Origin of the sequence: Silvibacterium sp. (genome assembly GCF_047605705.1) — a bacterium.
Taxonomy (GTDB): domain Bacteria; phylum Acidobacteriota; class Terriglobia; order Terriglobales; family Acidobacteriaceae; genus Silvibacterium.
Window position 1 is genome coordinate 69,494 of record NZ_JASGFD010000011.1, and the last position, 21,398, is coordinate 90,891.

Consider the following 21,398-nt stretch of genomic DNA (forward strand, 5'->3'; position numbering starts at 1 on the left):
TGCTAATTCAAGCCGGCGGCGCGATGGTCGTCGCCGGGACGCACTGAGCCGGGATGGACAGGAGGTTGTACCTCCGCCGTTCCGGCTTTTTTGTGTGGGGTGAGCTTGATGAGGGTGACGAACCCGACGAGTAGCAGTACACCCACGATGAAGATGATGATCATGGTCTGCCTCCGATCCTGCTGAAGATTTGGAGGCCTTGCCGTGCGCGTGGGGTTAGCCGCAAGATGAAATATATTCCCGTCAGCAGTTACAAATTCAGCGAACTTCTGTCGTGAACCTAGCTAGAAAGCACACACGGAGAAGCGTTTAACGCGCTGCGGCGAGCTCTTCTTCCAACTGTTGTTTCTCATGCAGGCCGGCGTAATAGCCACCGAGAGCGAGCAGCTCCTCATGGGTGCCGAGCTCGGCAATGCGGCCGCCCACCAGCACGGCGATGCGGTCGGCGTTTCGCACCGTAGAAACGCGGTGCGAAATGAGAATGGTCGTGCGGCCCTGCATCCTCTGGCGCAGCTCTTCAAGAATGCGTTCTTCGGTATAGGTGTCGACGCTGGCGAGGGCATCATCGAGGACCAGGATGCGCGGGTTGCGTACCAGTGCGCGGGCAATCGCGGAACGCTGCTTCTGTCCACCAGAAAGCGTGACGCCGCGCTCTCCGACCACGGTCTCGAAGCCCCGCGGAAACTCTTCGAACTCGCTGCGAATGTGTGCGGCCTGCGCGGCGTCAAGCATCTGCTCTACCGATGCTTCGGGCGCACCGAGCAGGATGTTTTCGCGAATCGTTTCGCTGAAGAGGAAGGTCTCCTGCGGCACAAAACCGATGCTCTCTCGCAGCGTGTCGAGCGGATATTCGCGGATGGGATGTCCATCGATGAGAACGGAACCTTCCGGAGCGTCGTAGAGACGTGGAATCAGATTCACCAGTGACGACTTGCCTGCTCCGGTAGGACCAACCAGTGCGAGGCTCGAGCCTGCGGGGATTGTCAACGAGACATCCTTCAGCACGGGTCTTGCGCTGCCTTCATAGCGGAACGTCAGGTGGCGAAACTCGATTTCACCCTGGATCGAATGCTCTTCCGCCAACTCGATGCGAGCGTCGCGATCATCGATGGTAGGCTCTTCGGCAAGCAGTTCATGAATGCGAGCTACCGATGCCGTGCCGCGCTCGAAGAGATTCACGACCCAGCCGAGAGCGATGATTGGCCAGGTCAGCATCAGGGTATAGGTGGCGAATGCGGTGAAATTGCCCACGCTGATCTTGTGTGAGAGCACCTCGTGACCACCGACCAGCAGCACGATCATCATGGCCAGACCGAGCGTGAATTCAAGCGTCGGCCAGAGCATACCCATCAACTGCACAAGCCGCAGACCGCGGCGGATGTATTCACGGTTGGAGCGTTCGAAGGCCTGCTTCTGAGCCTCTTCCTGCGCAAAAGCGCGGATAAGTCGCGCGGCAGAGAAATTCTCCTGCGCCTGTGCGGAGATATCCGAGAACATAGCCTGGATGCGCTCGAAACGCTCGTGAATCTTGCGGCCCATGGCCTGCACAAGGATGGAAGCCAGCGGCAGCGGGACGAGTGCAACCAGCGTGAGCCATGGGCTGATGCGCAGCAGGAAGTAGAGCGCGCCGAGCGAGAAGAGCACGGTGTTGGCGCTGTACATAATGGCCGGCCCCAGCAGCATGCGCACGGCATTCAGGTCGTTGGTCATGCGCGCCATGATGTCGCCGGTGCGGCGCTGCTGAAAGTAGGCGGCAGGCTGCTTTTCAAGCTGGAGGAAAAGATCGTTGCGCAGGTCCAGCTCAATGTCGCGCGAGATACCGATGATGATCCAGCGCGTGAAGAAGAGGAATACGCCCTTGGAGAGGGAGATCGCGATCAACAGCCCAGCGTAGAGGACGATCTTCTGGCGGGTCACACCATGATTCAGGTCATCGATCGCCGACCCGATGACGTGTGGAAAGAGGATCCACACGGCATTCGAGAGGATTGTCACCAGGCCTCCCCACATATAGCCGCGTGAGTACCGGCGCATGTACGGGAAGAGCGGTTTAAGACGCTGAAACATGGATCAAGAACTCCTTCGCGCTCTATGTCGACGAGCGCAACAGCAGGTATCCGCCTGCCAGGGCAAAGATGACATCCGGCGACCAGGCGGCGAGCACCGCTGGCAGCAGGTTCACGTCTCCCATGGCTTCAAACATGCCGGATACCACGAAATACGCAATAGCCACGCCAATCGCGACGCCGATGCCGGCCAGAGAGCCTCGCTTGCCCATGGTGAGCGCAAACGGGACGGCGAGCACCGCCATTACGAGCGTAATAATTGGATACGCGAGCTTGCGATTCAGCTGCACCTTTAAACGCATGGTGTCGAATCCGCTCTGGCTCAGATCGTGGATATAGCGCCGCAGCTCCTCGAAGTTCATTTCCGTCGCGATACGGACTTCCTTCTTGAAGTACTGGGGCTGTTCGGTGATCTCCGGGAAGGTGTTCACGTCGAAGGTGTGGTAGGTGCTGATCTCCTCGCCACCGAAGCTGCGATCCCACCCGTGCTCAAAGACCCACTCGTGCAACCGTGGCTCCCAGTGCGCGTTGGAGGCATGGATGCGGCGGGTCAGCGAGAACGTATCCCGATTGAACTCATATACGGTTACGTTGCCGAAGGTGTTCTGATCGGCGTCGAAGTACTCGTAATAAAAGATGCGGCTGGGCTGGCCCTTCTGCTGCAGGCCGAAGATCCAGTTTTGTCCTGGATGCTCCATGGTTTGCGGCGGCTTGCCCTTGATCACATTGCGCAAGGCCTCCTGCTTCCGGTTCGCCTTGGGCAGATAAGTCTCGTCAAAGGCGAAAAGGGAAGCGGCGACGATGCCGGAGATTACGATCACCGGCAGAACAATGCGATAGAGGCTGATGCCGGAGGCCTTCATCGCCGTCAGTTCGCTCGAGCGGTTCAGGAGGCCGAAGACCACGAGCACGGCAATGAGCACGCTGAGCGGCGCGATGGTGTAAATCTGGCTCGGAGCGAGGTTCAGCAGGTATTCGCCCACGATGAGCAGGGGCGTGCGGTTCTTGATGATGTCGCCCAGCAGCTCGAGGAAGGTGAAGACCAGGAGCAGCATCACGAAGGTGATGAGCACCATGCAGAAGACGCCGATGAACTGTTTGAGCACATACTCGTCGAGGATGAGCGGGAAGTGGCCGCGCGTGCTGCGTAGCCGGACCGAAGCGGTACGGCCCTTCGTGCTGGCGTTTTCGTCCTTGGTCGAAGACTTGAACCATGAGCCGATAGAGCTAACCGCCGCCAGCGCCGCGCCGCCGGTCGACATCTGGCGCAGCAGAAATACGCCGCAGATGGCGAAAATGGCATTGGCCGCCCACGCGCCTACGACTACGGAAACCTTGCCCTGACGAGCCAGCGCCGTCCCGGTATAGGACAGGATGTAGTAGAGGAAGACCAGCACGATGCTGAGCACAAAGCCCGCGCTCTTGCCGCCGCGCTTCGACGTAATACCCAGCGGAACGCCGACCAGCATCAGGACCAGGCAGGCCGTGGGGTAGGCATAACGCTTGTGCAGCTCCAGCAGGTACCACTTTCCGCCCTTGAGCTTCGAGCGGGCGAGTAGTTCGCTGTTGGTCATAGCCAGAATCGGGGACTCGCCGCGGGTGCTGTGCGAGTCTTCCTGGGGCACGAGCTGCAGTGGGAGATCCGTCTGCGAAAACGTGGAGACGGTGTAGTGATCGGGCTGATCGGGATCGGACTGATGTTCGGTGCCGTCCCTGAGGCGCATGACCGCAGCCTCGCCCTTGTGGTCGACGACCGTGGCGCTGGCGCCCGTGGTGATCTTCGGAGACGTCGGATCAGAGAGATCGGCGAGAAAAATCTGGGTCCACTCGGCCGCGCCGGAGATGGCCCGCACATTCTCTGCATAGAGAACGTAATTCTTGAAGTCTTCGTAGAAAACACGGGGCTGAACCTCATAAGAAGCCTGCGCATTTAGCAGATCGCCTTCCAGCTTCATCGAAGCGGAGGTTGCGGCCGGGGCCAGATAGAGAGAGGTGCCCAGGCCGATCAGCCAGCCGGCGATCGAGACTGTGCTCACGACACCGACAAACCGCCAGACTCCGACGCCGGAGGCGCGCATGGCTGTGATTTCGCTGTCGGAAGCGAGACGGCTGAGGCCCAGTAGAATGCCGACCAGCACCGACATGGGGATGGTCAGCGTGAACATGTTGGGCAGCATGAGGATGAAAATCTCCCCCACGACGCCCAGCGAAGAACTGTTGCGCACTATCAGCTCAAGCAGATAGTAGATGCGCGGCATGAAAAGAACGAAGGTGAAAATCGCCCCGCCAATGAGCGCGTGGGAGAGCACTTCCTTGAGGATGTAGCGAGTGAGGATGCGCACGTAACTTCTGTCCAGTCTTCAGTGTATCGTGCGCGGGCGGGTGGTTGCGGTTATGCTCCCGCTATTTCCTCGGAAGCCTCGGTCTCCGAGGGCGACTGGAAACGGTATCCCACGCCGCGAACGGTCTGGAGATAGACCGGGCGGGTCGGCTCATCTTCGAGGTAGCGGCGCAGGCGGACGATGAAATTATCGATGGCGCGGGTGTCCGTGTCCTCGTGCAGGCGCCATACCTGCTCCAGAAGCTCTTTGCGCGAGACGATGCGGCCGCGATTCTGAATAAGGTAGCGGAGCAGGTCGGCTTCCATCAGCGTGAGGTGAGTCATCCGTCCGAGCGCATAGAGTTCCAGCGATTCGAAATCGATGATCCGGCCGTCGAAGCCGAATCTTGCCGGAACATCGGTGGGCGATGCTGACGACACGGACGGCGTTTCGGCTTTTGGCCGATGCCACTGCATGCGGCGCAGCAGGCCGTTCAGGCGAGCAAGCAGGATCGAGAGGTCGAAAGGCTTGGTGAGATAGTCATCCGCTCCGGATTCGAATCCGAGGAGGACGTCTTCCGGCCGGCCTCGGGCGGTGAGGATCATCACCGGCACAAAACTCTGGCGGGCGCGCAGTTCGGCCACGACTTCAAAACCGCTTTTGCCTGGAAGCATGGCGTCAAGCAGGACAACGTCAAAGCTGTCCTCGGCAAGCCGTTCCAGCGCACCTTCGCCGTCGCCTTCGATCGATACTTCGTAACCTTCGGCCTGGAGGTTGAAGGAGAGCCCCTGCGCAAGATGGGTTTCATCCTCAACGACAAGAATGCGGGCAGCTGTGCTCACACGCTCTCCTGCCGGTGAAGCGAAGTGACCGCTGGGGCTTCCAGAGGAGTGAGGACGCGTGGCAGCTGAATGCTGATTGTGGCCCCGAGTCCGAGGCCCGGGCTCGAGGCGAAGGCGTCGCCTCCATGCTGCCGGGCGATGGTACGGACGAGAAAGAGTCCGAGGCCGGTACCCTTGGTGCGCAGGACACTGCGGTTCGGTACGCGGTAGAAGCGTTTGAAGATGCGCTTCAAGTGAGCGGAGGGGATGCCGATGCCGGAGTCCGTGACACTCAGGATGACCCAGGCGTCGTTTTCGATGCGAAGGTGAACGCGGATGTCCACGCGGGAGGAGGAATACTTCACCGCGTTGTTCAGGACATTCAGAATGATGGTTTGCAGCTCATCGGGATTGCCGCGGACGATGACCGGAATGCTCGGATCGCCGGCTTCAAGAGTGATCGACTGCGGCACGCCGGACTCCGCCTGTGCGTGGCTGCGCGACCGGGTGATGTCGATACAGGCAGAGACGAGGCTGCGCATTTCCACCGGAACACGCATCTGCTGGGAGCGAGAGCGCTGACCGACTTCGCCGGCTTTCAGCACCTGCTCGACCGTAGCCAGGAGGCGATCGCTGTCCTCGCGCATGATCCCATAGAATTTGTTGCGCGTGTCCTCGGGCAGCTCCCGGCGCTCCAGCGTCTCGAGATAAAGCCGGATGGAGGCGATAGGTGTCTTCAGTTCGTGGGTCACGGCGTTCAGGAAGGCGTCGTGGCGCTCGTTGCGGCGGACCTCACGCACCAGGAAGATGGTGTTCAGGACGACGCCGGCAATCAGGAGCACAAAAAATGGGATACCCAGCAGCAGCGGCATGAAACGCCGCCAGTTCAGGATGATCCATGTGACGTTGAGCGTGATGGCTACGCCGACCAGGCAGGCGCCGAGCACGATAAACAACACCATGTTCCGCTTTCGTCCGCTGATCCTCATAAGCGCAAAGAAGAAGCCCGCTCGGTTGATTGTACCGGGCGGGCTGATTTGTGAGGCGGCGCTGCTCAGGCGACACCGGCCGGCTTGGGATTTGCAGGATCCCAGTTGGCAACCTTGACGTCGCGGGCAAGGCCAATCTTCTTGAGGAACAGGATGCCGTAGTAGTTAGGATCGAACTCCCACCAGGTAAGGCCGTGGCGGGCAGAAACCGGATGCGCGTGGTGGTTGTTGTGCCAGCCTTCGCCGCCCGTAAACATCGCCAGCACGAAGCTGTTGCGGGATTCATCCTTGGTTTCGAAGCGGCGCGAGCCCCAGAGGTGCGTCCACGAGTTGACCAGCCAGGTGGCGTGGAGACCCAGGGTAACGCGGAGGAAGGTTCCCACCATGACACCCGACCAGCCTGCGATCCAGTACAGCGGGAAGGCCATGACCACCAGCGAGAGCCAGTGCCACTTGCTGAGCCAGACGTGGAACTTGTCGCGGGCAAGATCCGGAGCGTAGCGCGCGAGAACCGCCGTTTCGTCATGCAGCGAGAGGCCGCACAGAATCCAGCCGATGTGAGCCCAGAAGGTGCCGTCGTGCGGGGTGTGGGGATCGCCTTCGTGATCGGAGAGCTGATGGTGGACGCGATGGGTCGCGACCCAGAAGATCGGTCCGCCCTCGAGCGCCAGCGTGGCGCCGATGGTCATGAAGTACTCCACCCACTTCGGCACCTTGTAGCCGCGATGCGTAAGCAGGCGGTGATAGCACATGCCGATGCCGATGTTCGAGGAGTAGACCCACAGCACAACCGAGCAGAGGACGGCCTTCCACGAAAGCATGAAGAGTGCAGCCACAGCTCCGATGTGAAAGAGGACCATGACGATGGTCGTCGCCCATGCAATCGAACCGCTCTGTGCTTTGCGCCCGAGTTTGATCTGCGGCTTCTTGTCCGCAGGGATGGGGCGGGAGGTGGCAGTGCGGATTTCGGATTCTTCAAGTACATCAAACGGCATGCAGGTAAGTCTCTCGCAGAAGATTGAATACGCTGATTCGACCCTAACAGCGGCGCAGTGAGAAGAGGTGTAAGAGTTTTGTAATCGCGGTACGACATTTGGGGCAGGGAACAGACGTCCTGGAGGCGATCGAGAGACTCTTCTAGTGGCGCACCACGGATAGAGAAGGCGTCCGTATGCCGGAAGCAGACTGCAGTGTCTGCTCGAATGCGATTTCCGAAAAAAGCGTCTGGCGGTTGCGTCCGTTGACTTTCGCATTCGCCAGCGCGCGCTCGGCTTCGCGCAGGATCACCAGCGGTGTCCGTCCCATGCTGTGAGAGATACCGGCGCTCGCGCTGATCGTCAGCTCGTCCCGCGCAACCAGGAAGGGCTTGCCAAAGACGGTCTGGCGCAACCGGAGCGTGAAATGAGCCGCATCTTCTGAACTGGAGGCCGGCAGCGCGAAAAGGAACTCGTCTTCTCCGCAGCGGCCCACCATGTCATAGCTGCGCAGGTGCCGCCGGAAACGCGTTGCCAGTTCCTGCAGAATCTTGTCGCCGCTGTCGTATCCGTAGTCCAGATTGACCTGCGAAAAGTGGTCGATATCGACGAGCACCAATGCGAGCGGCGAGCTCTGGCGTTGGGCGCGGTCTGTTTCGGTATGCAGCATCCGCAGCAACGACTCCCGGTTCCAGAGGCCGGTAAGGGAGTCATGCTCGGCATGAAAGCGCGCGGCGTGTTGATGATGGTCGAGCTGGCGCATGAGTTCGACAGCCTGCCGCGCGACCAGGAGACGAGAGGGAAATGCGGCTGCATGAAGTGGCAGGGGCAGGCAATCCTGCATAAAAGCATCTGCGTCAAAACTCGAGCACTTCGAATCGCCCGCCATCAGAATCGTCCAGATAGCATGAGGTCCCTTTCGTACGCGGATTTCGGCGATGAGGCCTGAAGCCGTGATATCACCCGGGGCCTTTTCATCGAGGAGAAGGATCAGCGGATGTTCCGCTTCGAGCGCCAGCCGGAGAGCATCCTGCGTGTTCGTGACCCAGCGGATATGAAACGGCCCGGTCGAAAGCGCGGGGAGAATCTCATTGGCAAGCTCACTGCTGGCGGTGACAAGCAGAAGCAGTTGCGGAGGGGACACGAGCGTGAAGGAGGCTTGCGGCACAGGCTCTTTATCGGAGAGGGTGCTGCGTGGGGTGAGCGGAGCTTCGATGTGTCCTAAATCGAGGGAGAGAGGCAGGATAAGCCGGAAAAAGTACACCGAAATAGGAATTCCGTGTCGTCCCGAGTTGACAAGCCTGATTTTAAGGATCAGTATCCTGCCGTAGCGTTTCAATCTGCCTTCGCAACACTTTCCCCAAACAGGCTTTCACGCCAGGCTCTGATCGTAAGCGAGCCTTGCCGCAGTTAAGTGATTTACCCCCAATTACTTCTGGCAAGGAGTACATCTTATGCTTCCATCGATCACCACTACCCATGCGAATCCGACGCGTTTAGCGTCGTCCCACACAACTCTTCCATCCTCAGAGGTCATCTTTTGCAGCAAATGCCTGATGGCCATCGATACCGCGGCGAAGTCAGCTGGCAAGGGCAAGCGTGCAGGCCACCGCTGCCGCAGCCGGGCTGGGGTGCGTCCGGCGATTGCCGTTCCATTTAATTGATAAATCAGAGGTTAACGGAGCTCCTGGGAAACCAGGGCCATCGGCTCTCCCTCAGCCTTGCACCTATTGATTTATGGATGAAATATCCCTATAATCATAGAGTTTGTGACTTTTCCGCGAAGTAGGTTGTACGTTGTGCGCGCGGATTATTCGTACGTCACCTTACTGTGCTGAGGAAAAATACGAGATGGCAAAGCGTCGTGGCAATCCAAATTGGGGCAAGCCGGAGCCGATCGGTCCCGTCGTTCCCACTGTGACTTCATTTGAGCAGGTCGTGAAGGAGTTCAAGCTGACTCCGGATCAGTATGTTCGTTCCACGCGTTTGCGTGAGTGGGCCCGCCGTAACCGGAATTCGAAGTACATTCCGGAAGCGTTGTTGGAAGCGTGGGGATTCGAGATCGAGTCGACGCTCTAAGAAGTCAGATTGCATTTGGGAACAGACTGCCGCCACCTTCGGGTGGCGGCTTCGTTTTGGGTCATCAAATCCATTATCTGATTGAAAAATAGCGAGATAATTCCGTTTAGATTCACAATGTCTGATAATACATATTCTGTATATTGAGTAACCCGTAAAATCCCAAAGAGCGGCTCTTGCGGCTGCAAACCATATGGTTCCCCTTCCACTAAGATCCGATATGCCGAGTCTGTTCCGATGCGCATTTTGAAAGCCGCCTAGCCCCTCGGCTTTTTTAAAGGATGCCGCAGTCGCCGGCGAATCCTTAGGCATAAGCCTGAGGCTTACCTGCCCGTTATGTACTTCAGCGTCGACTGAGCTCACCGCTGTCTCGAACGTATGGGATCACTGCGAATCTATATACTTCTCCCCTTGAACTTCTACAGGTACCTCCGTTACTCTCCTCTTGTCGAAGGATTAGGGGTAATAGGTATGACTACCGATAAACGGATTGAGCTCCCGCAAGGCACGCTAGATTTTCTGATTCTCAAAGCTGTCGCCCTCGAACCCATGCATGGCTGGGCCATCTCGGAGAGGCTCCAGCAGTTGTCGCACGATGTGATCCAGGTGCAGCAAGGATCGCTCTATCCCGCATTGCACCGCCTGGAGCGCCGGGGCTGGATTAAAGCCAACTGGGCGACGAGTGAGAATAATCGCCGGGCCAAGTATTACGAGCTGAGTGCTGCCGGACGCAAACAACTCGCCAGTGAGACTGAAGCCTGGCGCAAGCTGACCACCGCTGTCGATCACATTCTGGCGCTGGTGTAACCGATCCGATGCTGACAGACCTGATCTTCCGCCTCCGCTCCCTTCTAAGACGTCACTGTGTCGAGGACGAACTGAATGAGGAGCTCCAGTTCCATCTCGAACATGAAACCGAAAAGTAAATGGCCCGAGGCATGAGCCCGCAAGAGGCCCGGCGTGTCGCCCAGATGGCTATCGGTGGAGTGGAACAGGCACACCAGAAATGCCGCGATGCGCGCGGCACCCGCCTGATCGAAGACTTATTCCACGACCTCCGCTTTGCGGTGCGCCAGTTACGCCGCAGCTCTGGCTTTACGATCACGGCAATCGCCGTATTTGCCTTTGGAGTGGCCGCAAGCAGCACGATCTTCGCCTTTGTAGACGCAGCTTTCATCAAGCCGCTGCCGTACAGCCAGCCATCTCGCCTTGTTGCCTTATTTGAAAGTATTCCTGTCAACGATCGCGCTCATTTGTCATTTGCAGACTTCCAGGCATGGAAGGCGCAAAATCATGTTTTCAGTTCGCTCGATGTGTATCGCCCCGACCGCGTGAGCTATCGGAATCGCGCCGCGGTAGAAGAAATATCAATTGCATCTGTAAGCGACGGCTTCTTTAGAACGCTCGGAGTATCCCCTATTCTCGGTCGCGATTTCAGGCCAGGTGAAGATCTGGCGAGTGCACCACAGACCGTCTTACTCAGCTATGGGGCCTGGCAGCGCCGTTTTGCCGCAGACAGTAACATCATCGGCCGCACTGTTGAAATGGATGGCCATGCCTATGAGGTGATCGGTGTGCTTCCCTCTGGTTTCCATTTCGCTCCTGTTGAGCCGGCAGAGTTCTGGAGGACGATCCATGGGCTCTGTGTTGGAAACCGGTTCTGCTATCCGTATTACGGTGTCGCGCGTCTGAAGCCCGGCATCCTCCTTCCGGCGGCCATCGCCGACATCCGCACCGTCGCAGCGCAAATTACCCGTGACTTCCCTGCCTCGAACCGCGATCGCGGAACTATTCTCATGCCGCTGACGAGTGCAATTCTGGGCGACATCCGGCCTACCTTCTTCGCCTTGTTGGGCGGCGCGGTGCTGCTCTCCCTGATTGGGTATGTGAACATCTTCAGCCTGCTCATTGTGCGCGCTGAGGCGCGCAAGCGAGAGATCGCAGTGCGCGGCGCGCTGGGCGCTTCCCATGTACGGTTAATACGCCAATTCGCGGTGGAAGGATGTCTGTTAGCCGTTGCAGGAGGAACGCTCGGTCTTGCTCTGGATCTTCCGCTTATCCATCTGGCGGTCGGCCTGATTCCGCGCGGCATGCTGAGTTCCCTACCATGCCTGGCAGATCTCCATCTCGGGTGGCATGTGGTCTTTGTCGTACTCGGAGCAACGGTGGCTGCGGCTGCGTTATTCACGCTTGCTCCCACAGCGCAACTCGGCTTTTCCGCGATGCGAAATGGGCTTTCGGAAGGCGGCCGCGGGGCCGCAGATCGAAGCTGGAAAAGAGTCGGCGCTGGCCTCGTCGTGATTGAGTTAGCGGTCACAGTCATCATGCTGAGCAGCGCGGGACTGCTGGCGAAGAGCTTCTATCGACTATTGCATGGCGATTTAGGACTAAGCCCGGATCATCTCGCCGTTCTCCATATCGAGCGCACTGGTGATCCAAGTAACGCGCAACAAGTCGCACTCGAACAGGAAGTGGTGAATCGGGTAGCTCAGTTGCCGGGAGTTATTTCCGTCGGTACATCCGGCGCGCTTGCTGTCGGAAGCGATGAAGCCTTCAAAGCGGCCTTCGCGCATTTCCACGTGTTCGGGCGTGTCTACTCCGGCCCAGGGGATGAAGCACTTGATGGAGTCGCAGGTTCAGGGTATTTCGAAACCATACACGCGCGCCTGCTTCGAGGACGTTCCTTTACCAAGGCAATTGTTGGTGTGATTGATGACCTCAAGGATGGCCCGCTGGACATGGCGCCAGTCGCTGCGATCTATAGCCCATTTGAGCAGGTTCCGAGAAACAGCTTCTACATCACTGCGCGCACGGTATCCTCGCCAGGCTCGAGCCTTCATGCGATAGAGGCGGTCGTACGTCAGGTAGATCCTGAAGATGGCCTGGACACGATGGAGGATAGAATTAATGACTCACAGTCGGCCTATCTGCACCGCTCAGCCATGTCGTTGGTTTCATGCTTCGCAGTGCTGGCGCTAGTTCTGGGAACAGTCGGCCTCTACGGCGTAGTTTCGTATTCCGTGGGACGGCGCACGCGGGAAATCGGGTTACGCATTGCGTTGGGGGCTCAACGCGCATCCGTTTATTGGCTCATTGTTCGAGAGGCATCAAGGCTCGCCTGCATGGGGCTTGCAGGTGGGCTGGCGGGATCAATCGCTGCAGGCATTCTTATGAGAGATGTGCTTTACAGCGTTCCGCCATGGGACTTGGAGACGTTGTCTGGAGTGATGGTGATTCTCGTGATGGCTACCCGGCTTGCCAGCTTTCTCCCCGCCCACCGCGCGGCCTCGATTCATCCGACGGAATCATTGAGAGCTGAGTGATTTTAGTGTGCCGGGCTTTTCAGGCTCGCGTGAGTTTATGACGGCCAATCGGAAGTGTCCTCCGGCGCGGGCAATGCTTCCCTTTCGTTTGTGATGAAAGAGTGCGACTGGTCTGTAACGTCCTCCTGCTGCGCTCGCGCTGCGTTCCAGTGCTCAGTCGACCCCTCAAAGCCATGTCTGTCTGCCAGTAATTTAGGGCATGTTGGCCTCGCATCATCTCTTATGCCATACTCTTCAAGACGCTACTCTTCTCCAAGCCGGGATGGCGGAACTGGCAGACGCAGCGGACTCAAAATCCGCCGACCCTTGCGGTCGTGGGGGTTCGACCCCCCCTCCCGGCACCAACTGACCTCACAACAATCGGTAAATCCACAGCCCCTCGCGTTACGGAGAGACGAAAGCCAAGCGCAGGTTCTCCTACCTTCTTAGGAAGCTACCATTCAAAAGAGAGTCAGCGGCCGAAAGGAATTGATGAGCTATTCCGTGTCCTGCTTAGTTGCTCAGCTCTTATCGCTTATCCGCAGGAGCAATGTTGCATGCGAAGGGAGTTCGGCTGAGTACGCCCCGTTGGTGAAGTTGACGGTTGCGTGCTTCCAGAGATCTCGGGCTTTCTTTACCGGCCCGTGCAAACCGAGATCCTGCGGCGAAATCGTAGCTTTGGCCGATGTTGCTCCAAGATTCACCACGCCGACTGCCACATCGCCATTTGTAAGCGGCTTTACCCATATTTCCAGATCGCCCTTTCTTACAGGCGATGACTGCTTCCCTAGTGCGTCCTGATTCACTGCGATCACTTCCCTGTTCATTAAAATCGACTTCGTTACGTCGGTCATATTGCGCAGGTCATTCCCTGCCAGCAGTGGCGCGGCAGTCAGAGCCCACAGGCTCATGTGCGTGCGATATTCGTCTTCACTCATGTGGCCGTTGCCGATTTCCAGCATGTCAGGATCGTTCCAGTGGCCGGGGCCGGCGTACGACGCTGTAGGCACCTGTTTTTCAATATTGCCGATCATGCTCGACCACTCATCGCGAATGTCTCCGGTTGTTCTCCAGAGATTTCCGGCTACATCCGGGCCCCATGTTTCTACATGCCCAAGGCCGTATTCACACAGGCTGAAGATGATCGGGCGGCCCGTGGCATGAAGCGCTGCGCCCATTTTTTGATAGACAGGCTGCAGATCTTTCTCCTGGTAAATATTCGACGCACTGCACCAGTCGTACTTGAGGTAATCGATTCCCCATGCAGCGAAGGTCCTTGCATCCTGCTCTTCATGCCCATAGCTGCCGGGATAGCCAGCGCATGTCCGCGGACCGGGCGAAGAGTAGATGCCGAGCTTTAGCCCTTTCGAATGGACATAATCCGCAAGGGCCTTCATGTCCGGGAATTTGTGGTTGGATTGCAGGTTGCCTTGCGCATCGCGGACACCCTCCCAGGTGTCATCGATGTTGATGTAGATATAGCCGGCATCGCGCATACCACTGCTGACCATGGCGTCTGCCATCGTGCGAACGGTGGCATCATCCACTTTGCGAGCAAACAGATTCCAGCTGTTCCATCCCATCGGCGGCGTCTTCGCCAAAGCATTCTGTGGGACTGGCTGGATGGGCGGTGGAGTGATGTAGGCGACCGTTGGCAGATCATCGTTCGGGCCTGCCGCAGTGCCGTGGAAAGGACGGGAGCTGCCTGTGCTGTTGAGTTCTCCGTTTACCAGATCAGCCTCGAGGAAGGGACGATCGCGATGCCGTGGTCCGTAAAGGATCACATGATTGCCGCTCGCAGTTCCCTGCACAGGAAATGAAGTACCGGCCGACTTGAAAGTGCCTGAGACCTTTCCATCATCCTGCTTGAGTTCCAGGAGCATTTTGGTCTGTTCGCCGTTATCGAGCGGCTGCCCTGACGAAATCCACTTTCCCGTGAAGTTGTCGTGCTGCCCACAACCAGAGAGAAGAAGTCCGAAGACGAGTGCTGGTAATGACACGCCTCTACATGCGAAAAGCCCTGGTCTCTTCAAGCTTGTTTTCATTCGTCGCTCCTTGGTGTTTCATTCGTTTCCGCTTCTAATCGGTGTCGGAAAGAGGTTGCGGTCGTGCCTCTATCACGCGCATGGCGTCGTGATACTGGTCTTCTCTTTGCGTGCGCAGATCGGCAAACTTCCTGGCTTGCTCCTGCCGCTGTGGATCGTTGGTCTGGCTGTACAGGCGCAGCAGCGTGTAATTCGCGAGATAGTTTTCAGGATCCAGTTCCAGGGCGCGGCGAAGCGGAACGAGTGCCTCCTGATAGCGCTTCAACCAGAAGTAATCCGTGCCCAGTTCCGCCATTACTTCCGGCTGGTCGGAATGCAGACTGTCTGCACGCTTCAATTCCTCGATCGCCTCGTCATACCTGCCCTCCTCTGTCAACGCACGGCCCATGTAGTAGCACGCCGATAGCGATGTCTTAGGAAATGCTTCCGCTCTCTTTAACCAGATCGACGCCTGTTCAGGATGATTGCTGTCGAGCAGCGCAATACCCTGCGCCAGGAATCCGGCTGGATCATTTGGACGCAGATCTCTGTAGCGTTGCAAGTAAGGCAGTGCATCTGTACCGGTCGCCAGTGTGCCCATTGTGAGGAGGAAATCAGGGTTATCCGGAGCGAGCCGCACCGCATCCGCCATGGAGGACTGAGCTTCCCGCAGCAGTCTCATCTGCAGGCAGACATAGCCGTACTGGTATGCCAGCGTCGCGTTCTTCGGCGCGATGGCGCGCGCGTGTGCGAGATAGCCGAGGGCACCCTGCTTGTCTCCCTGCGCGAGCGCGATACGGGCAAGATCGACAAGCGGATCGACAGCAGCAGAATCCATCTGATACGCCCGTTCGAGAGTCGCTCTCGCCTGTTGGCTCTTCCCTTCTGCTTCCTCTGCCAGTCCAAGCGTGCGGAGGGCCGAAGCCGAGAGTGGATGGCGCGCGTCGATTGCCGAAAGCAACTGATCGAGAAGCTCAGGACGATGTGCGGCCCGCAGCGCCGGCAGCACAAGCATCACATCGCCCTCCTCAAGATCGGTGCTCGCACTCATGGCGGACGCAGCCTTTTCGCCAGCCTGCACGTTGCTCATGTTGAACTCATCTGCGCAGGCAATAGCCAGCACACGTGGCCTTGCCTGGTCTTCAGGCCTCAGCTTCTTCAAGTATTCGAGCGAGACTCCGAACTGATGTCGCCACATCGCCGCGGTTGCAGCGCCGTACATCGATTCCGCGTCGGAAGGATCGAGTTTCAGAATTTGGACATAAGCCCGAAATGCATCGTCCGCATTGGCAGGACTATGATCCGCGTCTTCCATGTCGAGGCGTGCGAGGTTTTGCCAAGCGCTGAGAAGTTTGGGATCGTCTGTGACGGCCTGGTGAAAGTCCTTCCTGGCTGCATCACGGTGATTGCTTTGGGCGTCGACGACGCCGAGCAGCGTCTCAAGCCCGCCATCTCTGGGATATTGCTTCATGGCGGATGCCAGTAAGGTACGGGCTCCTGCGAGATCATTGCTCTCGATCTGCGCCTGAATTGCCTGTGCCGTGCCCTGATAGTCAGGCTTCGGATGTCCAGCCTGGTGCGCGAGAGCCCACGGCGCACTCAATAAAAGCGCCAGCGAAGCGTAACGGTGCCGGTTGCGCTTTATTTCTTTAACCGGGCTGGATAGTATTCTCGGTGCGGGCAACGAAGTCTCTCCCCGCGGGATTAAACTTGCCCCATGAGCACACGGGGCTATCGAGCAACAGCCATAGTGGTATGCGCAGCGCTGCTGCTGGGCTTCCGTTGTGAAGCGCAGTCCGCCCCAGAAACGCCACCCCATGTGTTGCCAAACCCGGATGATGCCGGACTCGATTCGGTGCGAAAAACGGAACTGCAGCGGGCGCTCGATACCCATGACTTCGTACGCGCTGAGGGTATTCTTCTGCCTCAGATAGAGCACGCCGCGCTGCCTGCCGAGAAGTATCGGCTGCTCCTTACAATAGCCAGTGTCTATTCGCTCAATCACGATGATCTGAATGCCGCGATCGCGTGGAAGAAGGCCGAAGCGATATCGCCTTTGCCCGAGCCGCTGCAGTTCTCGCTCGCCATGGCGTATATCGGAATGGGCAGACGCGACTGGGCTGCGACGCAATTGCAAGAGCTTGCGGACACCCATTCCAAAAACGCGATGTACCCGTACTGGCTGGGGCGGCTGGATTACGACCGGCAGGCATACAGTGCGGCGATCAGTCACTTCCAGCACGCCATTCAACTCGATCCCTCGATGGCCCGGGCTTATGACAACCTCGGTCTTTGCCAGTCTTACCTTGGCGACAGTGCACATGCGATCGAGAATTTCAAAAAAGCCATTACGCTCGACAGCCATGCAACGCATCCCTCTCCCTGGCCCTACATCAACCTCGCTGCGGCATTGCAGACAACAGGCGATCTGACCGGGGCCGAGACGAATCTTCAAGAGGCCATCCATCTCGACACAAACTTCGCCCCGACGCACTTTCAACTGGGAAATGTCCTCGACAGCATGGACAGGCCGCAAGCTGCAGTCGATGAGTACCTAAAGGCTGCGAAGCTCGATCCTCACTATGCAGAACCTCACTTCGCCCTGGCGCGCTTGTATCGCCGGATGGGAAAAGATGAACTCGCGCGGCAGGAGGTTGCGATCTATACACAGCTGCACGGCAAGTCGGCGCCGCAATAAGGGCGGAGATGCGGCATTGTCTTGATAGCGATAGCCGCATCTCCGCATAGCCTTGAGTCTCAGAACTCAATACGGCCAGCAAACTGAATCGTGCGAGGATTGCTGACCGTACCATTCCATGTACCGAATGAGTTGCCGGTTGCTGCTACGTCTGTCACAAACGGAAGCGACGGGCCATTGCCTGTTGAGACAAAGTAGTGGTTGTTGAAGGCATTGAAGAAGTTCGCCATGAACTTAAAGTTCACTCGCTCTCCAATCTTCGTGTTCTTGGTGAAAGCGATGTCCGTATCCTGGAATGCAGACCCGTAGACATTGGATACAGCACTGCCGAAGCCTGTGTAGCCGAACTGGGTAAAGTTCGATTCAAATGCGGCTGCGTTGAGGTACTTCCCGTCCTTGTACGGGTTATAACCATTTCTTCCGTGGATGTACGGATCCGCGGAAGGAATAACGCCGGGGATGCACGACTGACGGAACTCCTGCACCAGGCTGCTGGTGGTGCAGGAAGAGGACGAGAACCAGAGCGGTGTTCCGTACTCGTAATGGTAGAGAGGACTCACCTGCCATCCGCCCACCAGGACATTCAGAGGCCCACCGGTACTAAGGAAGTGCTTGTTTTTCCCGAACGGAAGGTCATACACCACAGAAATCTGCGCAGTGATCGGCACATTATCCGGTGCCAATGCATAGTCACGGGTTTGCGTGTTGTACGGCGAGAAGTCACCGTTATTGCCGAGTCCCGACGAGTTCTCAGACTGTGTGGAGTCCGTGGCATTCGTCATCAGCTTCGAATAAGTAAACGACCCCAGCACGAAGAGCCCGTTCTTGGCCTGATGATCCACTTCGATCTGCAGGGAGTGGTAAGAAGAGGTTGCGTGTCCTTCGTTCAGGCCCTGCAGCGTGCCGCAATATTGCGGATACGGCAAGATGGCCTGCGCGAGGGTCGGCGTGCATCCCGTCATCTGTGTCTGCCAGCCGACGTACGGAACGCTAACGCCGTGCGCGGCGAAGACTGCAGGGCCATTCGTGGCGTTGTAGCTGGTTGCCAGGTCTGAACCGATCGAGCTGATCGACTGATTATTCGGGTTGAGGATGTTGATCGGATCTAACAACGAAGGGAGATGCGTCCCCTGCGTGCCGACATAGGAGACGCGTGTGCTGAAGCTCTTGGGAAGCTGCCGCTCCACTGTCAGATTCCACTGTGAGGAGTATGGCCGGTCGTTGCCATCGAGCGGACGATAGAGCGATGGTGTCTGCCCATTGTCAAAGCTCGAAGAGATGTTCTCGGTCTGACCTACCTGTGAGGCACTCAACCCGCTGGTGAGATAGAGTGCCGGAGTCTTCAGGTTCCCTACCGAAGACTCGTTCAGAGTGACGCTCTTGTTGAAGCCGTCCAGCCCCATGCCGCCGCCCCAGTTGGGGTAAAAGGCCTGTCCAAAGTAGATGCCGTAACCTGCGCGAACCACTGTCTTGTCATTCAGCGTGTAAGCAAAGCCTGCGCGCGGAGCGAAGCCCTTTTTAAATGGGATTTCAGGATACGGTTTGCCGTAGCTTGCATCGCCGTAACCATCTCCGGCGAATGCCAGGCGGCCCAGCAACTCGGTCCCGTTTGCCGTAACCGCCCCGGGGTTTGCACCGGTTGGGTCGATGAAGGAGAGGTGGTTGAACTTCTCACGGAAGGGCTGGATGTAATCCCAGCGGAGACTGTAATCGATGGTGAGCTTTGGCATGGCGCGCCAGCTATCACCGACGTGAATGGCCCATGCATCTTGGCGGGGATACTCCGCCAGGATGTTGTAGTAATTCACATTGGCGCTCGATGCGGCACCAAGGTAGAACGAAGCCGCCGCATCACCAGGGCAGGAAGCAGCAGCCGAGCAGCCTTGATTACCGGTGGTATCCGGCTCAAAGGTGAATGTGCCGCCCTGGTTTGTGCCAAGGTGAATGGACGTTCCCGCCAGTCTCCATTCAAAGCCTGCGTTTAGGGTGTGCGTACCCATGATGCGGGTAAAGACGTCGTTGAAGGCCCAAGTGCCGCGCGTTGTTTTTGCCTGGCCAGGATCGGGCAGGTCGTTATTGCCAAGCTGTGTGTACCCGCCGCCGAAAGTCATTTCGGGGAGATACGCTGTGTTCGCAACTCCGGGTACCGTCGGCAGATCGGCATGGCCGTTCAACGCGTAGTAGGACTCGTTGCGATTCAGGTATCCGACCGTCGCGTGATTCGTCATGTTGCCGGAGAAGTTGTGCTCCCAGTTGAAGCGCTGAATGTTCGCATTCTCAGGATCCGCCGGGGCTGCCGTGGAAATGGCAACAGGGAGATTCGTCTGAGTGTTCGTTCCCGTTCGCTGCCACCAGGTCGTCCAGTAGAAGTGATCTCTGGAACCGAGGTTGACGTCGACGCGGCCGAAATATACGTTTTCGCTTGCGGTAAGCGAGCCCTGTCCAGCCTTCGGAATGAAGTAGTTGTTCAGCTCTCCGCCGTTGGTGGGTGTCGGCAATGCAGCCATCCATGCAGACGCCACAGGGTCTTCGTATGCGGGGTTGATCTGGTTTGTGACACCGCCGTAGGCGATGGCCTGCCCGGCGTCCGTCCCGTACTTTGTCGGATCGTCAGGATAGTAGAGTTGGCTACCGGCAGCGCTGAAGTTGCCTGCCCTGTCCGCTAATGAGGGGATAGACAGTGTCGAGGAATTGGCGCCGCCCGCCTCCTTGAAGCCCTCATAGTTGAAGTAGAAATATCCCTTCGTATGTGAGGACTGCCCGTGCATTCCGGGGATGAGAATCGGACCTCCGAGATTCGCACCAAAGTCATTTTCTTTGTCTTCCGGCTTGGCTGTGCTCACCGGCAAGCCCCACTGGCGCGCGTTCAGTGCATCGTTACGCAGGTATTCGTACGCAGCTCCGTGGAACTGATCGCCGCCCGAGCGGGTGGAGATGATCAGCTGGCCTGACGTGGTGTTGCCGTACTGGGCGTCATAGTTCGCAGTCAGCACATGAACTTCACTGGTGATGTCGGGCGACATGCCGAAGTCGGTCTCAAGACTGACCATGCCGCTCTGGTTCATGTAGCCTTCCATCGCGGTTGCACCGTCGACCACGGCTTCGTCACCACTCACAAGACCGCCATTGATACGGGTGTTATAGGCGTTGCCGCTGGCCCCTGTGCTTACGCCGGGCAGCATATCGGCAACGGTGACGGACGACCTGGGCGCACCGGACACGGTAAGCGGAAAATCCTGCAGGGTCTCGGGCGCGATGCCGCCTCCGATCGTCGGATCGACATAGTTGATCTGCGAGGCTTGCGCGGTTACCGTGACCTCCTGCTGCACGTTGCCCACTTCCATCCGGACATTCACGCGTCCCTGCTGGGTAGCGGCAAGCTCGATCCCCGTTTGGGTCACCGATTTGAAGCCGCTTGCGGTGGCTTGTAGCTGGTAAATGCCAGGCGATATGTTGGTGAAGGTGAAAAGGCCGTCCTGGCCGCTGGTGATCGCGATCTTGAAATGTGTGCTCACATTCGTGAGCGTGAGGGAGACACCTGCAATCGCAGATCCGCTCGGATCTGTCACCGCGCCCGTCAGCGAGGCATTCGTATCCTGTGCAAATGCCGGGATGCTTCTGCCTGCGCAGATGATGGATAAGAGCACTAGCCCCCATAGGAGCACGAGACGACAGCTATTTCGCACGTTACCAGCCTCCTGTGAAAACGGATACAGTCAAGCACGTACAGCGTCAGTTCGACCGCGTAGTCTTTTCTGGTTCAGACCTGTGAACGGCCGGTTCAATTTCCGGCGAGGATGCTAAGGCTGGAGTCAACGGCTTGTCAAACGTTTGCTCTCATGGCCGTTATCCACGGAATACCGAGTTCGCTGGGACTCCCTGTTTTCTGGAAGCGGATACTTCAAGGGCAATCGTCCAGCGCGTTTGTCGCGTGGAATCGTTCGGCCTACTAAGGTCGTGAGTGTGGACTTATCTCTTGTGGTGGGAGAGGCACTCGAGCTGTGGAAAACCTGCACCAAGACAAGTCGTGAGTGACTCATGGGGAGAGTAATTCCTGCTCGACTTAGTTTCCTGATATCTTCCGCGATATCATCGCAGCCGGTGAAAGCGCGATTGTGTGTGCC

14 protein-coding genes and 1 tRNA gene are annotated in these 21,398 nt (G+C 57.9%); 5 read left to right on the forward strand and 10 right to left on the reverse strand.

All coding sequences use genetic code 11. From position 1 onward, the window contains the following. Nucleotides 1-2 precede the first annotated feature (2 nt). The 7 genes from QM649_RS06020 to QM649_RS06050 form a co-directional block, all read right to left on the reverse strand. Entirely contained in the window at nt 3-164 is a 162-nt protein-coding gene (locus tag QM649_RS06020) for a hypothetical protein (RefSeq protein ID WP_415198118.1), read from the reverse strand. 145 nt (nt 165-309) lie between these two features. Further along, on the reverse strand, nt 310-2,067 hold the full coding sequence (locus QM649_RS06025) for an ABC transporter ATP-binding protein (protein ID WP_415198119.1): 1,758 nt from the start codon (nt 2,065-2,067) through the stop codon (nt 310-312). 22 nt (nt 2,068-2,089) lie between these two features. After that, complete coding sequence (locus tag QM649_RS06030; RefSeq protein WP_415198120.1) at nt 2,090-4,408, reverse strand: LptF/LptG family permease; 2,319 nt, start codon at nt 4,406-4,408, stop codon at nt 2,090-2,092. Between the two features lie 50 nt (nt 4,409-4,458). Next, nucleotides 4,459-5,229 (reverse strand): response regulator transcription factor, encoded by a 771-nt coding sequence (locus QM649_RS06035; protein ID WP_415198121.1) that lies wholly within the window; start codon nt 5,227-5,229, stop codon nt 4,459-4,461. Continuing rightward, nucleotides 5,226-6,170: a sensor histidine kinase gene (locus tag QM649_RS06040; protein ID WP_415198122.1), complete on the reverse strand. Its 945-nt coding sequence runs from the start codon at nt 6,168-6,170 to the stop codon at nt 5,226-5,228. The genes QM649_RS06035 and QM649_RS06040 overlap by 4 nt, the downstream gene beginning before the upstream one ends. A gap of 92 nt (nt 6,171-6,262) precedes the next feature. Beyond that, entirely contained in the window at nt 6,263-7,192 is a 930-nt protein-coding gene (locus tag QM649_RS06045; RefSeq protein WP_415198123.1) for an acyl-CoA desaturase, read from the reverse strand. A gap of 142 nt (nt 7,193-7,334) precedes the next feature. Next, nucleotides 7,335-8,435 (reverse strand): GGDEF domain-containing protein, encoded by a 1,101-nt coding sequence (locus QM649_RS06050; protein WP_415198124.1) that lies wholly within the window; start codon nt 8,433-8,435, stop codon nt 7,335-7,337. A 587-nt stretch (nt 8,436-9,022) separates the two neighbouring features. Between QM649_RS06050 and QM649_RS06055 the strand changes: the two genes are divergently transcribed. The 4 genes from QM649_RS06055 to QM649_RS06070 all read left to right on the forward strand — a co-directional run bounded on the left by QM649_RS06055 (nt 9,023) and on the right by QM649_RS06070 (nt 12,917). After that, nucleotides 9,023-9,250, forward strand: a complete 228-nt coding sequence (locus QM649_RS06055; protein WP_050059088.1) for a hypothetical protein — start codon at nt 9,023-9,025, stop codon at nt 9,248-9,250. 471 nt (nt 9,251-9,721) lie between these two features. Next, nucleotides 9,722-10,057, forward strand: a complete 336-nt coding sequence (locus tag QM649_RS06060) for a PadR family transcriptional regulator (RefSeq protein WP_415198125.1) — start codon at nt 9,722-9,724, stop codon at nt 10,055-10,057. A gap of 164 nt (nt 10,058-10,221) precedes the next feature. Next, a complete protein-coding gene (locus tag QM649_RS06065) occupies nt 10,222-12,573 on the forward strand; it encodes an ABC transporter permease (protein ID WP_415198126.1) in 2,352 nt (783 codons plus the stop codon). A 256-nt stretch (nt 12,574-12,829) separates the two neighbouring features. Further along, a tRNA-Leu gene (locus QM649_RS06070) sits at nt 12,830-12,917 on the forward strand. A 156-nt stretch (nt 12,918-13,073) separates the two neighbouring features. Here the strand turns inward: QM649_RS06070 and QM649_RS06075 are convergent. Both QM649_RS06075 and QM649_RS06080 read right to left on the reverse strand, forming a co-directional pair. After that, the gene (locus QM649_RS06075) at nt 13,074-14,435 is read right to left on the reverse strand and encodes a glycoside hydrolase family 27 protein (RefSeq protein WP_415198127.1); all 1,362 of its coding nucleotides are present in this window, start codon (nt 14,433-14,435) and stop codon (nt 13,074-13,076) included. Nucleotides 14,436-14,631: 196 nt separating this feature from the next. After that, nucleotides 14,632-16,260, reverse strand: coding sequence for a tetratricopeptide repeat protein (locus QM649_RS06080; RefSeq protein WP_415198128.1), 1,629 nt, complete (start codon nt 16,258-16,260; stop codon nt 14,632-14,634). A 33-nt stretch (nt 16,261-16,293) separates the two neighbouring features. Between QM649_RS06080 and QM649_RS06085 the strand changes: the two genes are divergently transcribed. Then, entirely contained in the window at nt 16,294-17,274 is a 981-nt protein-coding gene (locus tag QM649_RS06085) for a tetratricopeptide repeat protein (protein ID WP_415198129.1), read from the forward strand. 59 nt (nt 17,275-17,333) lie between these two features. Here the strand turns inward: QM649_RS06085 and QM649_RS06090 are convergent, their stop codons facing one another. Then, on the reverse strand, nt 17,334-20,960 hold the full coding sequence (locus QM649_RS06090) for a carboxypeptidase-like regulatory domain-containing protein (protein WP_415198130.1): 3,627 nt from the start codon (nt 20,958-20,960) through the stop codon (nt 17,334-17,336). Between the last annotated feature and the right edge of the window lie 438 nt (nt 20,961-21,398).